Here is a 21,110-nt window from a genome sequence, read left to right as displayed (position 1 = left end):
CGCCCGTGCGTTTGATCCAGGCCCTATGCGAATGGAACAATACGGTTGTCCGGCCCGCGGTACGCTGGCGGGATCACGCATAGGAGAACAATATGAGAACAACCATAGACCGCCCGGTCTTCTTCACGTCGGCGGCGTTCATCCTGGCGCTGGTCGGATGCGCGATCGCCGTGCCGACGGCCGTGCAGGCCGTCTTCGACGCGGTCCAGCGCTGGATCCTCGTCAACGTGAGCTGGTTCTACATCCTGACGGTCGCCATCATCCTGCTGGCGGTGGTGTTCGTGGCCGTGAGCCGCTATGGCGACATCCGCCTGGGACCGGACCACAGCGAACCGGACTACCGCAACTTCACCTGGTTCGCCATGCTGTTCGCCGCCGGCATGGGCATCGGGCTGATGTTCTTCGGCGTGGCCGAGCCGGTCATGCACCTGATCGCGCCGCCGGTGGGCGAGCCGGGCTCGGTAGTGGCGGCGCGCGAAGCCATGAAGATCACCTTCTTCCACTGGGGGCTGCACGCCTGGTCCATCTATGCCGTGGTGGGCATGATCCTGGCGTATTTCAGCTATCGGCACGGCCTGCCGCTGACCTTGCGCTCGGCGCTCTATCCGCTGATCGGCGAGCGCATCCACGGGCCGATAGGCGCCGCCGTCGACATCTTTGCGATCATCAGCACGGTGTTCGGGGTGGCGACCTCGCTCGGCCTGGGCGTGGCCCAGATCAACAGCGGGCTGAACCACCTGTTCGGCATTCCGGTGGGCACGGTGCCGCAGATCATCCTGATCGCGATCGCCTGCGGGCTGGCCACGCTGTCGGTGGCCAGCGGCCTGGACCGCGGCATCCGCATTCTGTCCGAGGCCAACCTCTACCTGGCCGTGCTGCTGATGGCCTTCGTGTTCGCGGTGGGGCCGACCATCTTCCTGCTGCAGAGCTTCCTGCAGAACGTCGGCGGCTACCTGTCGGACATCGTGGCCAAGACCTTCAATCTCTACGCCTACCAGCCCACCGACTGGATCGGCGGCTGGACGCTGTTCTACTGGGGCTGGTGGATCGCGTGGTCGCCATTCGTCGGGCTGTTCATCGCGCGCATTTCGCGCGGCCGCACGCTGCGCGAATTCGTGATGGGCGTGCTGCTGGTGCCTGCGGGCTTCACGCTGATGTGGATGACCGTGTTCGGCGGCTCCGCCATCCACCTGGTGCTGTTCGATCACCTGGACAGCCTGGCCGAAGCGGTGCGCGGCGACAGTTCGCTGGCGCTGTTCGCCTTCCTGGAGCATTACCCGGGCGGCGCCATCATTTCCCTGTTCGCGGTGGCCATGGTGCTGGTGTTCTTCGTCACCTCGGCCGATTCCGGGGCGCTCGTCATGGATTTGCTGGCCTCCGGCGGCGCGGAGGCGTCGCCTGTCTGGCAGCGCATCTTCTGGTCGGTGCTGACCGGCGTGGTCGCGGTGGCGCTGCTGCTGGCCGATGGCCTGCAGGCGCTGCAGACCGCCACCATCGCCAGCGCGCTGCCGTTTTCGGCGATCCTGCTGGTGGCGTTGTGGGGTATGTTCAAGGCGCTCAAGCTGGACGCGACCAAGCGCCGCATCCGCTACCAGGCGCTGGCGCTGTCGGCACCGCAGGGCCGCGGCGATTCCTGGCAATCGCGGCTGCGCAATATGGTGATGATGCCGCGCCGCGCCCACGTGGCGCGCTATATCGCCGACGTGGTGCGGCCGGCCATGGACGCGGTATGCGAAGAAATGCGCCGGCTCGGCTATACCGCGGAGGTGCGCGACGAGGAGGAGGGCGGCATGATCCTGGAGGTGACGCACCCCGACGCGCTCGATTTTTCCTATGGCGTGCGGCCGCACTCGTACGAGCGGCCCAGCCTGACCGCCGACGAAGCCAACGATACCGAGCGCCGCAAGTACTTCCGCGCCGAAGTCCACCTGCGCGAAGGCGGACAGGACTACGACATCATGGGCTGGAGCCGGGAGGCCGTGATCAGCGACATGCTCGACCAGTACGAGCGCCACCGGCACTACCTGCACGTGGTCGGCTGACGTGGAGGGCGGGCGCGCCCGCCGTGCGCCGGTGAGCGGCGGCGTCTAACCCGGCGCCGCGCCGGCGTGCCGAGCGGATTCCTGGCACGGCTGGGCCGCGGCGGCATCGAGCATCTCGTCGAGCAGGGAGATGTCCAGCGGCTTGACCAGATGCCTGTCGAAGCCGGCCTCTGCGGTGCGTGCCCGGTCGTCCTGTTGACCATAGCCGGTCAGCGCCACGAACATCGTTCCGGCGAGCTGCGGCAGGGCCTTGAACGCCCGCAGGGCGGCGAAGCCGTCCATGACCGGCATGGCCAGGTCGATGAAGACGAGCTGCGGCAGGAACTCGGGCGCCAGTTGCAGCGCCGCTTCGGCATCGTAGAGGGGCCGGGCGTCGTGGCCCTGGATCTCCAGCAGCATGGCCAGGCTGTCGGCCGAATCGCGGTTGTCGTCCAGCACCAGCACGCGCAGGGGTATCCGTTGCACGGCGGCAGTCGGAGCACTGGGGGCGGACAGGCGCTCGGGTTCGGCCAGGGGCAGGTGGATCGTGAACGTGCTGCCCAGGCCGGGTCCGCCGCTCGCGGCGGAAATCGCGCCGCCGTGCATACGCACCAGCGAGCGGCACAGGGTCAATCCGATGCCCAGCCCGCTTTCCGTCGGGTTGAGCTGGGGGCTTTCCTGGGTGAACGGCTGGAAAATGGTTTCCAGCGCATGCGCGGGGATGCCGCGCCCCTGGTCGCGCACCGTTATCACGGCGGAGCGGCGGCGCTGGACCAGCGTGACGTGGATGAGGCTGCCTGCGGAGGAAAACTTCGAGGCATTGTGCAGCACGTTCTGCACGACCTGTACCAGCCGCGTCAGATCTCCCCGCACATGGGTCGGCGCGGTGCCCATGTGGGCAACCAGGCGCTGTCCGCGGGCGTCGGTGTGGAAGCGCACTCCCTCGATGCTGCGCTCGATCGCGTCGCGCAGATCGACCGTTTCCAGCCGTAGTTCGATTTTGCCGGAAGTGATGCGGCCGATGTCCAGCAGGTCGTCCACCAGGCGCGCGAGGTGGCCGACCTGGCGGTCGATCATGTCGCGGCAATGCGCCACGATGGGCGTCGGGGCCGGCTGCAGGCGCAGGATGCCGATGGCGTTGCGCACCGGCGCCAGGGGGTTGCGCAGTTCGTGGCCCAGCGTGGCCAGGAATTCGCTCATGCGCCGGTTGGTCAGTTCCAATTCTTCCAGGCGCTTGCGCTCGCTCATGTCGCGCGTGACCTTGGCGTACCCCTGCAAGACGCCCGCATCGTCGTAGAGCGCGGTAATGACGACGTTGGCCCAGAAGGTGCTGCCGTCCTTGCGCACGCGCCAGCCCTCGTCCTCCAGGCGGCCGCGGGCGGCGGCCTGCTCGAGTTCCTGCTGCGGCCAGTTGCGGGCGATGGCGTCTTCCGGATAGAACACGGAGAAGTGCCGGCCCAGGATTTCATCCGGCGCGTAGCCTTTGATCTTGCGTGCGCCGGCATTCCAGGTGGTGACGTACCCGCCTGGATCCAGCATGAAAATGGCATAGTCCTCGATGCTGTTGACCAGCAGCCGGAAGTCTATGGTGGGAGCGGCGCCGGGCGCGGAAGGCGCGCCCGCATCGGGCTCTTCGACGCGCTTTCTTACGTCCATGGGACGCTCTGGGCAAAGGTGGAAAGGATCCAGGCTCGAGTCTATCCAAGCCTGTTGATGCTTGTTGTAACCAGCGGCGTCGGGTTGTGCGCCGTTGCCGCCTGCGTGTTCAACTGCGTTGGCGAATGGGCTTGCGCGGCAGCCAGCGCCAGAAAACCGCCGCGGCGGCCAAGCCCAGCGATCCGACGGCGGCCACGCCGGCAGCCAGCGAGGCCACGGCGGTGATGGCGGAAAGAATGACCGGCCCCAGACTGTTGCCTACGTCGGCGATCAGGCGCCATATACCGAGGAATTCGGTGCGGCCCTGCTTGGGCGAGGCATCGGCCCCCAGCGTCATCACGATGCCGGAACTGATGCCGTTGGCAAAGCCCAGCACCAGCGAGAAGACCAGGAAGGCGGTCAGGTCATGGGTCAGCGAGATGGCCACCAGCGCCAGGCCCATCAGCAGCACCGAAGGCAGCGCCACCCAGAACCGGCCGTGGCGGTCCATTACCGTGCCTGCCGGGTAGAACACCGACATGTCGACGGCGGCCACCAGTCCGTACACGATGGAGGTGGCCGCGGCGGTCATGCCCAGGTGGTCCGCCCACAGCGGCACCACGACCTGGCGCGATGCGCGCAGCGCGCTCACCAGCAGGATGCCCAGCCCGAGCGTCAGGAAAACCTTGCCATGGCTGCGCGCGATGTCCACCACGCGCGGCTTGGCCTGCGGCTGCGCGGAGCGGTTCGCCTCGCCGAAGTCGGGCGCGCGATGGGCGATCCAGCCGGCGCCCATCATGGCGGCCACGGCCACCCAGTAGCCGCCGTCCAGCCCGGAGTAGTGGATCATCGCGGCCCCCGCGAACGGACCGATGAACGTGCCGATGCGGTTGGTGCCGCCCAGCGTGGACAGGGCCCGCGCGCGCAGGTGCGAGGGCACGGCGTCGATCAGGTAGGTCTGCCGGGCGAGCAGGAACACCGACGCCGCCATGCCGACCAGGAACACGCCCAGCGCGAGCATCCAGGTGTGGATCGAGAAGATGCAGAGCAGCAGCGAGAGCACGCTGAACAGCGCCGCGCCCACCATGGAGCGCCGCTCGCCGTAGCGCGAAGTGAGCAGCGCCGCCGGAATGTTGCTGACCATGGAGCCGATGCCGATCAGCGAGACGATGAAGCCGGCCATCGCCACCGAAGCGCCCAGTTCGCGCGCGCTCAGCGCGATGACGGGGAGGATGGCGCCGTTGGCCACGCCATAGAGCACCGCGGGACCGTAGGCCGGAATGGCGATCGTTCGGAGAAGAAAGGGAGGGTCGCTGCTAGGCGGGGTCATCGGGCGGGAAGGGAAAGGCTGGAGGGGCGACAGTCCGCATTGTCGCGCAAATCGGCTTTCGGGCGGCATGTTCCTGCGGAAGGAACGCCGCCCGCCGCTCTCATTCCACGCGGACTTGCGGCGCGCCTTGCGCCATTTCGCCGACGATGCAGGCCCGGTCGAAGCCTTGTTCACGGAAAATATCCAGGACCTGGCGCGCGGTGTCGGGCGCGCAGGCCACCAGCAGGCCGCCGGAGGTCTGCGGATCGGTGAGCAGCGCGCGGCTGGCGTCGTCCACCCGCGCGCCCAGTTCGACTCCCTCGCCGTACGAGGCCCAGTTGCGTCCGGACGCGCCGGTGACGACGCCCTGGCGCGCGAACTCCCGAACCTGCGCGAGCCAGGGCAGCGCGTCCAGGTCCAGGCGCGCGGCCAGGCCGGCGCCGCGCGCCATTTCCAGCGCGTGGCCCAGCAGGCCGAAGCCCGTGACGTCGGTCATCGCATGGACGCCGTCCAGCTTCGCCAGCGCCGCGCCCGGCCGGTTCAGGAGCGTGGTGGCGGCCAGCATGGCAGCGTAGCCGTCGGCGTCGAGCAGGTTCTTCTTGAGTGCCGCGGACAGCACGCCCACGCCCAGCGGCTTGCCCAGGATGAGCACGTCGCCCGCCTTGGCATCGGCGTTGCGCTTGATGCGGCCGGGATGGACCAGGCCCATGGCGGCCAGGCCGTAGATGGGCTCGACCGAGTCGATGGAGTGGCCGCCGGCCACCGGGATCCCGGCTTCGGCGCAAACCGATTCGCCGCCGCGCAGGATCGCGGCGATGGTCTCGTGCGGCAGCACGTTGATCGGCATGCCGACGATGGCCAGCGCCATGATGGGCGTGCCGCCCATGGCATAGACGTCGGACAGCGCGTTGGTCGCCGCGATGCGCCCGAAATCGTAGGGATCGTCGACGATGGGCATGAAGAAATCGGTGGTGGCGATCAGCGCCTGTTCGTCGTTCAGGCGATAGACCGCGGCATCGTCGGCGGTTTCCGTGCCGACCAGCAGATTGGCGTAAGGCGCCGCCGGCGCGTGGCGCGCCAGCAGCGCCGACAGCACGCCGGGCGCGATCTTGCACCCACAGCCGCCGCCATGCGAGAGCGAAGTCAGGCGCGGAGTTTGTTCGGATGAGGTGTGTGTCATGGCGTCTACTGTATGCAGTACCGAGGAGGAATGCCACCGCCCGACCCAGGGCACAGCGGATCTGGCTCTGCCAGTCCGCCAGTGCCGCCCCCTGGGGGGCGCGCGTAAGCGCGTAGGGGGGGACAATACGGCGGAAGACAGCAGGAGTCGAACCTACCTGGGAACGTCTGACGCCCCCAACTGGGTTTGAAGCCCAGCCGTGCCACCGGGCACGCATGCCTTCCTCTCGAGAGAGGCGCCTATGATAGCCGGACCCGCCGGATGGCGCATGCCGGTTTCATGGACAGGTCACCTCATGAGGTGCAGGTCCCCTTGTCGGCGCGTATAGCCGGTGCGGTCGAAATATTCCAGGATCTGGATCGCGCGCTTGCGGCCCAGGCCGGTGGCGTCGCGAAAATGCGTGGCATGGGCGCCGCCGTGTTCCCGGGCCAGGCGGGCGGCCTGCGCCGCCAGTTCGGCCATGCGTTCCGGGTGATAGAACAGGTCTTGCACCACTTGGACCACGCGCCCTTGGCGCAGCAGCTTGCGCAATACGTGGCGCACGCGTTCTTCGGACGTACCGGTGAGGTGCGCCAGGTCGCGCACCCAGGGCGGATCGTAGCGCCCTTCGGCCAGCAGCGGCAGCAGCCGCGCGGCCAGGTCTTCCTCTCCCGCGTCCAGGCCGACAGCGTGCTGCGGCCGATGCAGCCAGGGGCCGTTGCGGACCGCCAGGCCTTGCGCCAGCAGGCTCTCCACGAGCGCCTGCCATAGCGCCTCGTTCATGGCGGGCGCGCACATGCGGCGCAGCCGGCCCGCCTCCAGGCCCGGTTCGTCGGGGGTCTGCGCGTGGTAGGCGTCGAGCCGGCCGAGCACGTGTTCGCCCAGCTCCCGCCACAGGCGCGCATCGATGAGCGTGCGCGATTGCGCCTGCGCGGCGGGGGCCACCCATCGCGCATCCTCGGGCAGGGAGACGGCCTGCGCCGGCAGGCCGGTCAGGCGTTCCAGCGCCTGTTGGCCCAGGCCCCCGCGCGCCTGCGCCAGCAAGGGGCCGATGCCGCGTCCGGCCAGCCAGTCTTCCATGGCGTCCAGCCAGGCGAGCCGCTGGGGCGAACGCCGTTTGCGGTCGGGCGCGCCGGGGTCCAGCACCCGGCCGCCGCCCACGGTGCGGCTGGCCTGGGCATTGCGGACGATGAAGCGATCGCCCGGCACGGCGCATACCGGCCGTTCGAACACCAGTTGTACCCGGCCGCGCTGGCCGGGCGCGAGCGTGTCGGGCGCCAGCGGTACCGCGTGGACGACGTGGTGGGCCGCGCCCAGGTGCACGTGTAGCGGCGCCCAGCCGCGCAAAGGGCCGTCTGCGCTTTCCAGCCAGGACAGGTCCACGTCCACGCGGGTGGTGGGCAGAAAGCAGCGCGCATCGGCGATCCAGTCGCCGCGCGCGAGGTCGTCCTTGCCGACGCCGGCCAGGTTGAGTGCGCAGCGCTGTCCGGCCACGCCTTCCTGGCTGGGACGGTTCTGCGCATGGATGCCGCGCACGCGGACGGGCGTGCCGGCAGGCATGAGCCGCAGTTCGTCGCCGACCCGCACGCGGCCGGCATGCACGGTGCCCGTGGCCACGGTGCCGTGGCCGGCCAGCGAGAACACCCGGTCCACCGCCAGCCTGAACAAGCCCTCCGCGCGGCGCGCCGGCATGGCCGCGGCGGCCTCGTCCAGATACGCCTTCAGGCGGGCGGTGCCGGGGTCGCCGGGTTCGGTGGCGCGGGTGGCATGGATGGGGGCATCCTGCAGGAAGGTGCCTGCCACGAGGCCGGCGATCTCTTGCTCGACCGCGCGCAGGCGGCCGGCGTCACAGCGATCGGCCTTGGTCAGCGCGATCGCGCCGCGCGCGACGCCCAGCAACTGCAGGATGGCCAGGTGCTCGCGCGTCTGCGGCATCACGCCGTCGTCGGCGGCCACGACCAGCAGCCCGAAATCCACCCCGCTCGCGCCCGCGGCCATGGTGTGCACCAGCTTCTCGTGGCCGGGCACGTCGATGAAGCCCAGTACGTCGCCGCTGGCCAGCGGCGTATAGGCGTAGCCCAGCTCGATGGATATCCCGCGCACCTTCTCTTCCTTGAGGCGGTCGGTATCCACGCCGGTCAGCGCCTTGACCAGCGTCGTCTTGCCATGGTCGATGTGGCCCGCAGTGCCGATGATCATGTCTGGAATTGCGTGGTGAACTCGGCTTCGTCGTGTTCTTCCAGGCAGCGCAGGTCCAGCCACAGGGCGTCGTCGCCCTGCCGTCCGATGACGGGGCGGGGCAGTTCGCGCAGCCGTTGCTCGAGCCGGGCGAGGTGGCGGCCGGGGCGGCCCTTGCCGGCGTGGCGGATGCGCAGGCCGTAGCTGGGCAACTGGTCGGTGGGCATGGCGCCGCTGCCGATCTGGCTGGACATGGGAGCGGCCTGGACGTCGTAGTCCGCACCCGCCGCCTGTTGCACGACCGGACACAGGCGTTCGGCGGCCGCCTGGATGCGCGCCGTCGGGCGGGTGAACAAGCGCAGCGTGGTCAGCCGCTCGGGCAGGAATTCCGGGCTGCGATACAGCGCCAGCACCGGTTCGAGCGCGGCCAGGGTGAGCTTGCCCACGCGCAGCGCGCGTTTGAGGGGATTCTTCTTGATCTTGCGGATTAGGTCGGCGCGGCCCACAAGCAGTCCGGCTTGCGGCCCGCCCAGCAGTTTGTCGCCGCTGAAGGTGACGAGGTCCGCGCCTGCCTCGATGGTTTCGCGCACGGTTTCTTCGCGCGGCAGTCCCCACTGGGTCAGGTCCAGCAGCGTGCCGCTGCCCAGGTCTACGGTCAGGGGCAGGCCGTGCGCGTGGGCGATGGCCGCAACGTCTCTGGCGGCGACGCTTTTGGTGAAGCCGGTGACCGCATAGTTGCTGCAGTGGACTTTCATCAGCATGGCGGTGCGCGGCGTGATGGCCTGTTCGTAGTCCAAGGGGTGGGTGCGGTTGGTGGTGCCCACCTCGACCAGACGCGCCCCGGCGCGCTTCATGATGTCGGGAATGCGGAAGGCGCCGCCGATCTCGACCAGTTCGCCGCGCGAGACGATGGCTTCGCGACGGTCCGCCAGCGCGTTGAGCATGAGCAGGACGGCGGCGGCGTTGTTGTTGACGACGGTGGCGGCTTCGGCGCCGGTCAGTTCGCGCAGCAGGTCTTCGACGAGGTCGTCGCGGTCGCCGCGCGCACCGGTGTCGAGGTCGAATTCCAGGTTGGCCGGCGCGCGCAGCGCGCGCATGACGGATTCCACCGCGGCGTCGGGCAGCAGCGCGCGGCCGAGGTTGGTGTGCAAAATGGTGCCGGTGAGGTTGTAGACCGTCCGCAGCCGCGGCCGGGAGGCCTGGTCGAGAATGCGCCGGGAGGCCTGCGCGATGGCGGATGCGGTCACTTCGCCGGCGGCCAGGGTGCCGGCGCGCGCCTGGGCGCGCAGATCGTCGAGGTGGGCGCGCAGCGTGGCGACGACGCGGGTGCGGCCGTAGGCATCCAGGGCGGGCTGCATGTCGGGGGAGCCGAGCAGCCGGTCCAGGGAGGGGATGTCGCCCGGCGCGGCAGGCGCCGGTACCGCGGACTCAGTCATCGCCGCCTTGCCAGAGCAGGGGGTTGCCGCTGGCGCGCGCATAGCCCGCTTCGCCCATCAGCACGTCCAGCGTGAGGCTGGCGAGGTCGTCGGCCACGGGCTCGACGTACAGGTCTTTTTCCTGGTAGAAAATTTTCCGGTAGGTGTGGCAGTTGTCGCAGGATTCGGCCTTGATGCCCTCCGGTCCGCCGTCGACGTTGTGGTAGGCCACGGTCTTGGTATCTTCGCAGTGGGAACAGGTGACGCGCACCATGTGCCATTCGGTGGAGCACAGTTCGCAGCACAGGTAGCGGTAGCCGGCATATTGGCCGCCGACGCGCACGACGCTGGCGACCGGCAGGCTGCCGCACAGCGGGCACAGGCCGAAGGGGCTGACGACGGGCAGATGCCCGGGCGGGAAGCGGATGGCGAGATCGGTCCAGTAGACCTGCAGCGCGCCCATGACGAAGGGGGCGGCGGCGCCGTCGATGTCCCCGCCGGCGCCCAGGACGGCGTCGGCCAGGCTTTCGATGGCGCCGGTCTCCTGGTCGAGCCGGCGCAGCAGGTCGGCGGCGATGCGGCGGGCCTCTTCGGGCACTTTGTCGTTATGGTCGAGGTGCTGCAGGAGTTCGCGCAGCAGGCCGGTCCAGGAGGGGTCGCGCGGCCAGCCGGCGGCTTGCAGGGGCGGCATGCCGTGGGCCTGGGCGCGTTCGATGAGCTCGGGGACGGCGCCGGGCATGTCGCAGCGGGCGAGCACGGCGTGCTGGGCGTCGACCAGTTCGGCCATGAGGGTGAGGTAGCCGCCTACGGGGTGGCCTTGAGCGAGCTGGCGCAGCCGCGTTGCGCGGGTGGCGAACACGGTTTCGCGGCCGGGCATGCGGACCCGGGGAATGGCGGTGTGGTCCAGCGATTCGATTTCGCCCTTGGAGAGGATGCGCTGCAAGGCTTGGCTCCGGGTGCGCCCTCGACTGTTCGTTCGGGGCGGGGTGTGTCTTGTATCTATATGGGGAAAGGATACCCCAGGCGGGGGGCGTACCGGGTTCTTAAGACCGGTCGCAGCCGGGCCGGCGGCAACTCGGAGCGGAAAAGATATCGTCTGGGAAACCGCAGTCGGGGGATACGCTTGCGTCACGGACAATGACGAAGATTCGCCAGACACTGTCTGGCGAATTGACCAGGTCAGAAAGAACGCCCGCATCTGCTGCAGGTTCTGCTTCGACTCTCACCAACTGGCAGCTTGGCGCACCCGATCATCATCGGTATGAACATAGCGCATGAACACTGCCACGGTAGTGTGGGGTGTGAGCATCACGCCCACCTTGACTGACACCGCCCAAGTCGGCAATGTCGGTCCCCAGATCCAGGAAGCGGTGGATCCGGCTCTGCCGGTCCACCCGCTTCGCCCCCTTGGGGGGCGCGCGTCAGCGCGTAGGGGGGAGCCTCCTAAACCAGGCCCGGTGGTGCTTCCATGCCCAGCCGGGCGACACCGTGCCGCGGGTCATGGCGCGCATCGAGCCCTTGACCCAGATGGCGGCGTAGATGTGCACGATGATGGAGCAGATCAGGACCAGGCCGCACAGCGCATGGAGCACCGAGGCCAGGCGGATCAGCCAGATCGGGAACATGAAGGAGAAGTAGGCGCGCCACATCACGATGCCGGTGAGCAGCAGGCCGATCATGCTCAGGATCAGCACGTAAAACAGCAGCTTCTGGCCGGCGTTGTACTTGCCGACTTCGGGCAGCCTGTCTTCGCGGTTGTTGAGCACGTCGGGCATCTGCCTGAGCCACTGGCGGTCGTTCCGGGTCAGCAAGTTGTCGCGGAACATGTGCATCGCGAAGATCGCGAAGCTGACGAACATCACCACGCCGACGAAGGGGTGCAGGATGCGCGTCCACGGGCCGCCGCCGAACAGGTTGGTCAACCAGTAGAAGGCCGGGTGGAACAGGGCCAGCCCCGACAGGGCCAGCAACACGAAGGTGATGGCGGTGATCCAGTGGTTGGTCCGCTCGTTGGCGGTGTAGCGCTGGATCCAGCCGTATTTGCGGTCATGTTCATTCATGGCGCATCTCCTCTCGGGCCCTGCGTTCGTCTTCCTCGTCCGTTTCGTTCGGGCCGATGCGGATGTAGTGGAAGAAGCCTGCCAGCGCGGTGAAGGCCATCACCGCCACGCCCAGGGGCTTGGCCAGCCCCTTCCACAGCGCGACCATCGGGCTGATCTGCGGGTTTTCCGGCAGGCCGTTGTACAGCGTCGGCTTGTCGGCATGGTGCAGCACGTACATGACGTGGGTGCCGCCGACCCCGGCCGGGTCGTACAGCCCGGCGTTGTCGAAGCCGCGCGATTTCAGGTCGTCGATGCGTTCGGCCGCGTGCTGTTTCATGTCTTCCTTGGTGCCGAACACGATGGCGCCGGTGGGACAGGTCTTGACGCAGGCGGGCTCCTGCCCGACCGCGACGCGGTCGGAACAGAGCGTGCATTTGTAGGCCTTGTGGTCCTTCTGGGAAATGCGCGGGATGTTGAACGGGCACCCGGTGATGCAGTAGCCGCAGCCGATGCAGTGCTCTTCGTGGAAGTCGACGATGCCGTTGTTGTATTGGACGATGGCGCCCGGCGCCGGACAGGCCTTCAGGCAGCCGGGGTCTTCGCAGTGCATGCAGCCGTCCTTGCGGATCAGCCACTCCAGGTCGCCCTTGTCGTTCTCGTACTCCGAGAAGCGCATGACCGTCCACGAGTGCTCGGTCAGGTCGGCGGGGTTGTCGTAGACGCCCACGTTGGTGCCGACTTCGTCGCGCAGGTCGTTCCACTCCATACAGGCCGTCTGGCAGGCCTTGCAGCCTATGCACTTGGAGACGTCGATCAGCTTGGCGACGCCGCCGACGGACGGCTCGCGCACGCCGGGCGGCGGCGTGGTGGTGGCCGAGCGGCGTTTGATGTCCAGGGATTGCAGTGACATGGCCTTGCTCCTATACCTTTTCCACCTTCACCAGGAACGACTTGAATTCCGGTGTCTGGCTGTTGCCGTCGCCCACGAAGGGGGTCAGGGTGTTGGTCAGGAAGCCTGGCTTGGCAATGCCCACGAAACCCCAGTGGATGGGAATGCCGACCTGGTGCACGGTCTTGCCTTCGACCGTGAGGGCCTTGATCCGCTTGGTGACCAGCGCGACGGCCTTGATGTAGCCGCGGTTGGACGAGACCTTGACCTGGGACCCGTTGGCGATGCCCAGCTCCCTGGCCAGCGATTCGCCGATCTCGACGAACTGTTCCGGCTGCAGGATGGCGTTGAGCCGCACGTTCTTGGTCCAGTAGTGGAAGTGCTCGGTCAGGCGGTACGTGGTGGCCACGTACGGGAAATCCTGCACCTTGCCCATGGCTGCCAGGTCGCCCTTGAACACGCGCGCCGCCGGGTTGCTGGTGACGCCTTGGGCCTTCGGGTAGAGCGGGTTGTAGCCCAGCGGGTTCTCGAAGGGTTCGTAGTGTTCGGGGAAGGGGCCTTCGGTCATGCCGCCGCGCGCGAAGAAGCGCGCCACGCCCTCGGGGTTCATGATGAAGGGGCCCATGCCCTTGGCGGGATCCTCGTCGGCCTTGTAGTCGGGCACGTCGGCGCCGGCCCAGGCCTTGCCGTTCCACCAGACCAGCCTGCGCCTGGGGTCGTAAGGCTTGCCTTCGAGGTCGCAGGAGGCGCGGTTGTACAGCACCCGGCGGTTGGCCGGCCAGGCCCAGGCCCAGTTCAGCGTCTGGCCGATGCCGGTCGGATCCGCGTTGTCGCGGCGCGCCATCAGGTTGCCGGTCGGGCCCCAGGCGCCGGCGTAGATCCAGCAGCCGCTGATGGTGGAGCCGTCGTCGCGCAGCTCGCCGAAGCCGGCGAGCGGCGCGCCCGCCTTGCGCAGCATCTTGGTCGGGTCGTTGGGGTCGGCCAGGTCCTGGAGCGCCCTGCCCGAATATTCCTTGGCCAGTTCGGCCGCGGTCGGGCTGGCCGGCGTGGCGTAGGGCCAGGACAGGTTCACGACGGGATCGGGATAGGCGCCGCCTTCCTTGCGGTACTGCTCGCGCAGGCGCAGGAAGAGCCGCGACATGATTTCGATGTCGCTGAGGGCCTCGCCCGGGGGCTCGGCGCCCTTCCAGTGCCATTGCAGCCAGCGCCCGGAGTTGACCAGCGCGCCTTCTTCCTCGGCGAAGCAGGTGGTGGGCAGGCGGAAGACTTCCGTCTGGATCTTGGCGGGATCGACGTCGTTGTGCTCGCCGTAGTTGCGCCAGAATTCCGAGGTCTCGGTGGCCAGCGGGTCCATGATGACGAGGAACTTGAGCTTGGAGAACGCCTCGGTCAGCTTGGCCTTGTTCGGCGCCGCGGCCAGCGGGTTGAAGCCCTGGCAGATGTAGCCGTTCATCTTGCCCTGCTGCATCAGGTCGTAGGCCTGCAGCATGTCGTACAGCTTGTCGAGCTTGGGCAGGTAGTCGTAGCCCCAGTTGTTCTCGGCCGAGACGGCATCGCCCCACCAGGCCTTCATCAGGCTGACGTGGAACTTCTTGTAGTTCTGCCAATAGCTGAGCTGGTTGGGGCGAAGCGGCTTTTGCGTGCGCGCCGCGATGTAGGCGTCGAAGTCCTGTTCCGGCTCGTTGGGCAACGTCAGGTAGCCCGGCAGCAGGTTGGACATCAGCCCCAGATCGGTCAGGCCCTGGATGTTGGAGTGGCCGCGCAGCGCGTTCATGCCGCCGCCGGCCACGCCGATGTTGCCCAGCAGCAGCTGCAGCATCGCGCCGGTGCGGATGATCTGCGAGCCGATCGAATGCTGGGTCCAGCCCAGGGCGTAGAGGATCGTCATCGCGCGGTCGGTGCCGGCGGTGGAGGCCATCATTTCGCACACGCGCAGGAACTTGTCCTTGGGCGTGCCGCAGATGCGTTCGACGGTCTCGGGCGTGTAGCGCGAATAGTGCTTCTTCAGCAGCTGGTAGACAGTGCGCGGGTTCTCCAGCGTGGGGTCGGTGCGGACGTAGCCGTCCTCGCCGCGCTCGTAGTCCCAGCTCGATTTGTCATAGCTGCGCTTCTCGGCGTTGTACCCCGAGTACAGGCCTTCGTCGAACGAGAAGTCTTCGCGCACGATGAACGAGAAGTCCGTGTAGTTCTTCACGTACTCGTGCTGGATCTTGTCGTTCTCCAGCAGGTAGCGGATCACGCCGCCCAGGAAGATGATGTCCGTCCCGGTGCGTATGGGCGCGTAGTAGTCCGCCACGGATGCCGAGCGCGTGAAGCGCGGATCCACGACGATCAGCTTCGCCTTGTTGTGCGCCTTCGCCTCCGTGACCCACTTGAAGCCGCAGGGGTGCGCCTCGGCGGCATTGCCGCCCATGATCAGGACCAGATCCGCGTTCTTGATGTCGACCCAATGGTTCGTCATCGCTCCACGGCCAAACGTCGGGGCAAGACCTGCCACCGTCGGGCCGTGTCAGACACGCGCCTGGTTGTCGAATGCGAGAATGCCGAAGCTGCGGACGACCTTGTGGGTGATGTAGCCGACCTCGTTGCTGCTGGCCGACGCGGCCAGCATGCCGGTGGTCAGCCAGCGGTTGACGGTCTTGCCGTCGGCCGTCTTGGCCACGAAGTTGGCGTCGCGGTCCTGCTTCATCAGCGCGGTGATGCGCGTCAGGGCTTCGTCCCAGGAAATGCGCTGCCACTTGTCGGAGCCGGCTGCGCGATATTCCGGGAACTTCAGGCGGTTGGGGCTGTGGATGAAATCGATCAGCGCAGCCCCCTTCGGACAGAGGGTGCCGCGATTGACCGGGTGGTCGGGGTCGCCTTCGATGTGGACGATGCTCGCCTCGGCATTCTTGGCCCCGTCGCCGAGGCCGTACATCAGAATCCCGCAGGCGACCGAACAGTACGGACAGGTATTGCGCGTTTCGGTCATCCGCGCCAGCTTGTACTGACGGACTTCCGCCAGGGCGATGTCGGGGGCGACCCCCAACAGCGCGAGGCTCGATCCTGCCAGCGTGGCTCCTGTCACCTTGAAGAATTGGCGCCGGTTCATGCTGACCATGAAAGCACTCCTTTCCCGTTGGTGGAGATCCCGTCCGCCTGCCGCCCGGGGGGCGAGGGCAATGCGGGCGGGTTGTCGATTACTAGGGATGAGTATAGGACCCGAAATCAATAGGCACAAACTTTGTGCGGGAATTTCTGCGTTATATTTAATAGAACATAACGAAAGTTGGCTGCACGTTAGGCGCAGTCGGCGCAAGGAACCCGAATGTCCGATTGGCTGGTGAGCAGGGATTCTCCATCTTGGGGCGGCCGGGCGACGGAGAGCGCCCCTTCCGCGGACGGCGGCGCCGGGGAGCGAGGGCTGCGGGGCGGGCATTTCTCGGATTCCCTGGTGGTCGAGGGGCCGGGGTCCACGCTGCGGCTGGACGCCGCCGAACTGGTCCGCCTGGCGGATTTCCAGACCGGCCCGGTGCAAGTGTGCTGTTTCTCGGGCCGGCCGATCCGCGAAATCGGCCGGCTGCGCGGCGTGCCGCTCGCCAAGCTGCTGGACCTGGCCGGCATGGCTGCGCTGCCGCGTTCGCGGTCCAAGCAACTGGTCGTGGCGGCCGAGGCGCGCGATGGCTACGTCTGCCTGTTCAGCTGGCACGAGCTCTACAACACCGCGCTGGGCGCCGGCGCGGTGGTCGCGGTCGAGCAGGACGGCGTGCTGCTGCCCGCCGCCGCCGGCGGACTGCAACTGCTGTCGCTCGGCGACCGGACGCTGGGGCCGCGCCAGGCATCGGCGCTATGGCGGGTGGCGGTGCGCAGCTGGGGCGAATAAGCAGGCCAATTAATTCGCTGCGCCCATATTCTACGGATGAGCTAGCATGCGTGGCGCGCCGCATTGGGGAACCAATGGCATTCATGGGGAATGCTGCTCCGGTGCAATGGCGCAGTTCGGTGACGCTCATCAAATATGAAAAACAGTCGGAATATCCGTAGCTGGTTCGGCAAGTCCATTATTGCCCCGATGTTGGCGGCTGCGGCGCTATTGTCGGGGTGCACGAGCTTCTACGTCGATACGGCAACCAAGGAGGTGCCGGTGACGGCGTTCAAGCGGGTGGAAACTCCCAAGCCTGTCCAATTGGTCTTCGAATTCCAGACCAAAGGCGCGCCCAACAAGGCCGCGACGGAATATCTGAAGACCCAGATCGCCAAACAGGTGGAGGATAGCGGCCTGTTCTCATCGGTGGAGTCGGTTGCGCGGCCGGACCTGGCGATGCTTACCGTGACGATCGACAATGTCGAGGTGACGAAGGACGCAGCGGCGCAGGGCTTCGTGACCGGTCTGACCTTCGGGCTGGCAGGCAGCGCCGTGACTGACGGATATATCTGCACCGCCAGCTACCTCGCACCGGGACAATCGGCTCCCGTGGTCAAGACGGCCCGGCATGCGCTCCACGCTACGATCGGCAACGCGTCGGCCCCTGCTGGTGCGGTCAAGGCGGCCAGCGCGGACGCCGCCATCAGGCAAGTGACGCAGGAGGTGTTGAGCAATGTGCTGAAGGAACTGTCCGATGATCCGGCGTTCAACTGAACGGGAGGCCGGTTGGCGTCGCGCGGTTCGGAGCCTGGGCCTGGCGGCGCTCCTGCTGCTGGCCGGCTGCGCGCAAATGGACATGGGGCAGCCGCAGGTTTCCATGGACAACCAGCTCCTGGTGCGCAACAGCCGCTTGGCTCCCGTCTCTGTGGGGTCATTTGCGGCCGACCCTCGCGCCCGAGCGGAACTGGACGAGGGCGTGAAAATTCGGACCAACGCTCTTCGATCGCCGTTCAACGGTTCGTTGGCCGCGTATCTGCGCGAGACTTTGCTCGTGGAACTCAAGGCGGCGGGCCTGTTCTCCGCCGATTCGCCGCGTACCGTAACGGGCGTGCTGCTGGAAAGCTCGGTCGATTCCCCCGTGGGCGTAGGCAAGGCCACGTTGGCGGGCAGGTTCACCGTGCAGGAAGCGGGGAGAGCGACGTTCGAGCGGACGCTGCGGGCGGAAGCTTCATGGGATTCTCCTTTCGTCGGCGTGGTGGCGATTCCGATCGCGGCCGGCCAATACGAAGCCCTATACCGCAAGCTGATCGGAATGCTGTTGGCCGATCAGGATTTCCGCAAGGCACTGACCGAGGGCTGACGCGCGCTCAGGCGGGATTGGCTCCCGTCTGCGGTGCTAAAATCCCGAGTTGCATTTTGAAAGCCGCGGCTTCGGGCCCCCAGGGCCTCGCCTGCGGCGCACCGCCGGTGCGCCGGCTCACGTCGACGACCCCGAGCAGCTCGAGAGTTTCCGCCAATTTCCAGAGTGAGTATCAAGACAGCATGACTACCGCGTCCAAGATCATCTATACCCTCACCGACGAAGCGCCGGCCCTGGCGACCTACTCGCTGCTGCCCATCGTCCAGGCTTTCACCCGCTCCGCCGGCGTGGCCGTCGAGACCCGCGACATCTCGCTGGCCGGCCGCATCGTTTCGCAGTTCCCCGATTACCTGACCGACGAGCAGAAGATTTCGGACGATCTGGCCTACCTGGGCCAGCTGGCCACCACGCCCGAAGCCAACATCATCAAGCTGCCCAATATCAGCGCCTCGGTCCCGCAGCTCAAGGCCGCGATCAAGGAACTGCAGCAAAAGGGCTACAAGCTGCCGGACTACCCGGACGAAGTCAAGAACGACACCGACAAGGACGTCAAGGCCCGCTACGACAAGGTCAAGGGCAGCGCCGTGAACCCCGTCCTGCGCGAAGGCAACTCCGACCGCCGCGCGCCGCTGTCGGTCAAGAACTACGCCCGCAAGCACCCGCACAAGATGGGCGCCTGGAGCGCCGATTCCAAGTCGCACGTGTCCCATATGGACAATGGCGACTTCTACGGCAGCGAGAAGTCGGCCCTGGTCGAGAACGCCGGCAGCGTGAAGATCGAGCTGGTCGGCAAGGACGGCGCCGCCAAGGTGCTCAAGGAAAAGACCGCGGTCAAGGCCGGCGAGGTTCTCGACGCCTCGGTCATGAGCAAGAACGCGCTGCGCAGCTTCCTGGCCGCGCAGATCGAGGACGCCAAGAAGCAGGGCGTGCTGTTCTCGGTGCACCTGAAGGCCACCATGATGAAGGTCTCCGACCCCATCGTCTTCGGCCACGTGGTCTCGGTGTTCTTCGCCGACGTGCTGGCCAAGCATGCCGACGCGCTCAAGCAGGTCGGCTTCGACCCGAACAACGGCCTGGGCGATCTGTACGCCAAGATCAAGGAACTCCCGGCCGACAAGCAGGCCGAGATCGAAGCCGACATCAAGGCCGAGTACGCCAAGCGCCCCGAACTGGCCATGGTCAACTCCGACAAGGGCATCACCAACCTGCACGTGCCCAGCGACGTGATCATCGACGCCTCGATGCCCGCGATGATCCGCGAATCCGGCAAGATGTGGGGCCCGGACGGCCAGCTGCACGACGCCAAGGCGGTGGTCCCGGACCGCTGCTATGCCGACATCTACCAGGTCGTCATCGAAGACTGCAAGAAGAACGGCCCGTTCGACCCGGTCACGATGGGCACCGTCCCCAACGTCGGCCTGATGGCCCAGGCGGCCGAGGAATACGGTTCGCACGACAAGACCTTCCAGATCCCGGCCGACGGCACCGTGCGCGTGGTCGACGAAGCCGGCAAGGTGCTGCTGGAGCAGCCGGTCGAGGCCGGCGACATCTTCCGCATGTGCCAGACCAAGGACGCCCCGGTGCAGGACTGGGTCAAGCTGGCCGTCAGCCGCGCCCGCGCCACCGGCACGCCCGCCGTGTTCTGGCTGGACAAGAACCGTGCCCACGACGCCCAGATCATCGCCAAGGTCGAGAAGTACCTGAAGGACCACGACACCAGCGGCCTGGACCTGCGCATCCTGTCGCCCGTCGACGCGACCAAGCTGTCGGTCGAGCGCATCCGCAAGGGCGAGGACACCATCTCGGTCACCGGCAACGTGCTGCGCGACTACCTGACCGACCTGTTCCCCATCATGGAACTGGGCACCAGCGCCAAGATGCTGTCCATCGTCCCGCTGATGGCGGGCGGCGGCCTGTTCGAAACCGGCGCGGGCGGTTCTGCGCCCAAGCACGTGCAGCAGTTCCTGGAAGAAGGCTTCCTGCGCTGGGACTCGCTGGGCGAGTTCATGGCGCTGGCCGCTTCGCTGGAACATCTGGCCGACGCCTACAAGAACGGCAAGGCCAAGGTACTGGCCAAGACGCTCGACCAGGCCACCGGCAAGTTCCTCGACACCGACAAGTCGCCCGCCCGCAAGGTCGGCGGCCTGGACAACCGCGGCAGCCACTTCTATCTGGCGCTGTACTGGGCCCAGGCGCTGGCCGAGCAGACCGAGGACAAGGAACTGCAGGCCATCTTCGCGCCCGTCGCCAAGGAAATGTCCGACAACGAAGCCAAGATCGTGGCCGAACTGGGTGCGGTGCAAGGCAAGCCGAACGACATCGGCGGCTACTTCCGTCCCAATGTCGAGGCCACCGGCAAGGCCATGCGTCCCAGCTCCACGCTGAACGCCGCCATCGCCAAGCTGGGCTGAGGCAAGGATGAACCGGGCGCGCCGCAGCGGCGGGCCCGGTTCGTTCTGTCCGAAATACCGGAACGCGCTCGCACGAGCGCGTTTTTTTTCGCCATGAGCGCTCGTCCCTGCGCACATGCCAGCTTTGCCTGCCGGCGCGGGGGCGCCGATATACTGGGGCTTGCCCCGCGCTATCCACTGATGGAAAAAGCATGAAACTGCATTGGTCCACGCGTTCGCCCTACGTGCGCAAAGTCATGATCAGCGCCATCGAGACCGGCCTGGACGGTTCGATCGAGCCGACGCTGTCGATCGTTTCCCAGACCGCCGTCAATCCGGACGTGCTGCGCGACAATCCCCTGGGCAAGATCCCCGCGCTGGTGGCCGACGACGGCCGCTGCCTCTACGACTCGCTGGTCATTTGCGAGTATCTCGACCACCACAGCCGCAAGGCGCGGCTGATCCCCCAGGATTTCCCCGAGCGCCTGGAGGCCATGCGCTGGCACGCGCTGGGCAACGGCCTGACCGACATCCTGATCCTGTGGAACAACGAGCGCCGGCGCGGGCCCGCGCTGCAGTCCGAGCCGCACCTGGCCGCATTCCGCGCCAAGAGCGAGGCGGCGCTGGACGCGCTGGAGGCCGGCGTGGACGTCCTGGCGCAGCGGTCTTTCGACATCGGCCACATCGGCGTCGGCGTGGCGCTCGGCCACGCGGATTTCCGCTTCGGCGACCTCGCCTGGCGCGCCACCCGTCCACGCTTGAGCCGCTGGGCCGACGAGATCGGCGAGCGCGAATCGTTCCGCCGCACCGTCCAGTTCGATCCGCAGTAGGGCGGCGCCCGCGTCCGTCCGGGGCGAGCCGGGCGATA

Annotated in this window: 15 protein-coding genes and 1 tRNA gene; 6 read left to right on the top strand and 10 right to left on the bottom strand. The window is 67.3% G+C overall.

Features of this window, described 5'->3' with window-relative positions:
* Positions 1–92 precede the first annotated feature (92 nt).
* Positions 93–2,042, top strand: coding sequence for a BCCT family transporter (locus tag PIGHUM_RS00825; RefSeq protein ID WP_124077350.1), 1,950 nt, complete (start codon positions 93–95; stop codon positions 2,040–2,042).
* Positions 2,043–2,087: 45 nt separating this feature from the next.
* Here the strand turns inward: PIGHUM_RS00825 and PIGHUM_RS00820 are convergent, their stop codons facing one another.
* The 10 genes from PIGHUM_RS00820 to fdnG all read right to left on the bottom strand — a co-directional run bounded on the left by PIGHUM_RS00820 (position 2,088) and on the right by fdnG (position 15,748).
* Positions 2,088–3,677, bottom strand: coding sequence for a hybrid sensor histidine kinase/response regulator (locus tag PIGHUM_RS00820; RefSeq protein ID WP_124077349.1), 1,590 nt, complete (start codon positions 3,675–3,677; stop codon positions 2,088–2,090).
* A 109-nt stretch (positions 3,678–3,786) separates the two neighbouring features.
* Positions 3,787–4,986 carry an MFS transporter gene (locus PIGHUM_RS00815; RefSeq protein ID WP_124077348.1) on the bottom strand — a complete coding sequence of 400 codons (1,200 nt, stop codon included), beginning with the start codon at positions 4,984–4,986 and terminating at the stop codon, positions 3,787–3,789.
* 100 nt (positions 4,987–5,086) lie between these two features.
* Positions 5,087–6,145 (bottom strand): selenide, water dikinase SelD, encoded by a 1,059-nt coding sequence (selD, locus tag PIGHUM_RS00810; protein ID WP_124077347.1) that lies wholly within the window; start codon positions 6,143–6,145, stop codon positions 5,087–5,089.
* Positions 6,146–6,276: 131 nt separating this feature from the next.
* Positions 6,277–6,369, bottom strand: a tRNA-Sec gene (locus PIGHUM_RS00805).
* A gap of 64 nt (positions 6,370–6,433) precedes the next feature.
* Positions 6,434–8,323, bottom strand: coding sequence for a selenocysteine-specific translation elongation factor (gene selB / locus PIGHUM_RS00800; RefSeq protein WP_124077346.1), 1,890 nt, complete (start codon positions 8,321–8,323; stop codon positions 6,434–6,436).
* Complete coding sequence (gene selA, locus PIGHUM_RS00795) at positions 8,320–9,738, bottom strand: L-seryl-tRNA(Sec) selenium transferase (RefSeq protein ID WP_124077345.1); 1,419 nt, start codon at positions 9,736–9,738, stop codon at positions 8,320–8,322. Before selA ends, selB begins: the two co-directional genes overlap by 4 nt.
* Complete coding sequence (fdhE, locus tag PIGHUM_RS00790; RefSeq protein WP_124077344.1) at positions 9,731–10,660, bottom strand: formate dehydrogenase accessory protein FdhE; 930 nt, start codon at positions 10,658–10,660, stop codon at positions 9,731–9,733. The genes selA and fdhE overlap by 8 nt, the downstream gene beginning before the upstream one ends.
* A 478-nt stretch (positions 10,661–11,138) precedes the next feature.
* A complete protein-coding gene (locus PIGHUM_RS00785; protein WP_124077343.1) occupies positions 11,139–11,777 on the bottom strand; it encodes a formate dehydrogenase subunit gamma in 639 nt (212 codons plus the stop codon).
* Complete coding sequence (gene fdxH, locus PIGHUM_RS00780) at positions 11,770–12,669, bottom strand: formate dehydrogenase subunit beta (RefSeq protein WP_124077342.1); 900 nt, start codon at positions 12,667–12,669, stop codon at positions 11,770–11,772. Before fdxH ends, PIGHUM_RS00785 begins: the two co-directional genes overlap by 8 nt.
* A gap of 10 nt (positions 12,670–12,679) precedes the next feature.
* Positions 12,680–15,748: a formate dehydrogenase-N subunit alpha gene (fdnG, locus tag PIGHUM_RS00775; protein ID WP_148087252.1), complete on the bottom strand. Its 3,069-nt coding sequence runs from the start codon at positions 15,746–15,748 to the stop codon at positions 12,680–12,682.
* 207 nt (positions 15,749–15,955) lie between these two features.
* Between fdnG and PIGHUM_RS00765 the strand changes: the two genes are divergently transcribed.
* The 5 genes from PIGHUM_RS00765 (at position 15,956) to PIGHUM_RS00745 (ending at position 21,072) form a co-directional block, all read left to right on the top strand.
* A complete protein-coding gene (locus PIGHUM_RS00765) occupies positions 15,956–16,510 on the top strand; it encodes a molybdopterin-binding protein (protein ID WP_124077339.1) in 555 nt (184 codons plus the stop codon).
* Positions 16,511–16,645: 135 nt separating this feature from the next.
* Complete coding sequence (locus tag PIGHUM_RS00760; protein ID WP_124077338.1) at positions 16,646–17,266, top strand: hypothetical protein; 621 nt, start codon at positions 16,646–16,648, stop codon at positions 17,264–17,266.
* A complete protein-coding gene (locus tag PIGHUM_RS00755) occupies positions 17,247–17,852 on the top strand; it encodes a hypothetical protein (RefSeq protein ID WP_124077337.1) in 606 nt (201 codons plus the stop codon). The genes PIGHUM_RS00760 and PIGHUM_RS00755 overlap by 20 nt, the downstream gene beginning before the upstream one ends.
* Positions 17,853–18,034: 182 nt before the next feature.
* On the top strand, positions 18,035–20,263 hold the full coding sequence (locus PIGHUM_RS00750) for an NADP-dependent isocitrate dehydrogenase (RefSeq protein WP_124077336.1): 2,229 nt from the start codon (positions 18,035–18,037) through the stop codon (positions 20,261–20,263).
* A gap of 191 nt (positions 20,264–20,454) precedes the next feature.
* Positions 20,455–21,072 (top strand): glutathione S-transferase family protein, encoded by a 618-nt coding sequence (locus PIGHUM_RS00745; RefSeq protein WP_124077335.1) that lies wholly within the window; start codon positions 20,455–20,457, stop codon positions 21,070–21,072.
* The last annotated feature ends 38 nt before the right edge of the window (positions 21,073–21,110 follow it).

The sequence above is a fragment of the Pigmentiphaga humi genome (assembly GCF_900606115.1).
Taxonomy (GTDB): domain Bacteria; phylum Pseudomonadota; class Gammaproteobacteria; order Burkholderiales; family Burkholderiaceae_B; genus Pigmentiphaga; species Pigmentiphaga humi.
This window is presented reverse-complemented; position numbering and strand designations above follow the sequence as displayed.

Coding starts and splice junctions, on each gene's coding strand:
- PIGHUM_RS00825 (WP_124077350.1), top strand. CDS start 93: ATGAGAACAACCATAGACCGCCCGGTCTTCTTCACGTCGGCGGCGTTC.
- PIGHUM_RS00820 (WP_124077349.1), bottom strand. CDS start 3,677: ATGGACGTAAGAAAGCGCGTCGAAGAGCCCGATGCGGGCGCGCCTTCC.
- PIGHUM_RS00815 (WP_124077348.1), bottom strand. CDS start 4,986: ATGACCCCGCCTAGCAGCGACCCTCCCTTTCTTCTCCGAACGATCGCC.
- selD (WP_124077347.1), bottom strand. CDS start 6,145: ATGACACACACCTCATCCGAACAAACTCCGCGCCTGACTTCGCTCTCG.
- selB (WP_124077346.1), bottom strand. CDS start 8,323: ATGATCATCGGCACTGCGGGCCACATCGACCATGGCAAGACGACGCTG.
- selA (WP_124077345.1), bottom strand. CDS start 9,738: ATGACTGAGTCCGCGGTACCGGCGCCTGCCGCGCCGGGCGACATCCCC.
- PIGHUM_RS00785 (WP_124077343.1), bottom strand. CDS start 11,777: ATGAATGAACATGACCGCAAATACGGCTGGATCCAGCGCTACACCGCC.
- fdxH (WP_124077342.1), bottom strand. CDS start 12,669: ATGTCACTGCAATCCCTGGACATCAAACGCCGCTCGGCCACCACCACG.
- PIGHUM_RS00765 (WP_124077339.1), top strand. CDS start 15,956: ATGTCCGATTGGCTGGTGAGCAGGGATTCTCCATCTTGGGGCGGCCGG.
- PIGHUM_RS00760 (WP_124077338.1), top strand. CDS start 16,646: ATGAAAAACAGTCGGAATATCCGTAGCTGGTTCGGCAAGTCCATTATT.
- PIGHUM_RS00755 (WP_124077337.1), top strand. CDS start 17,247: ATGATCCGGCGTTCAACTGAACGGGAGGCCGGTTGGCGTCGCGCGGTT.
- PIGHUM_RS00750 (WP_124077336.1), top strand. CDS start 18,035: ATGACTACCGCGTCCAAGATCATCTATACCCTCACCGACGAAGCGCCG.
- PIGHUM_RS00745 (WP_124077335.1), top strand. CDS start 20,455: ATGAAACTGCATTGGTCCACGCGTTCGCCCTACGTGCGCAAAGTCATG.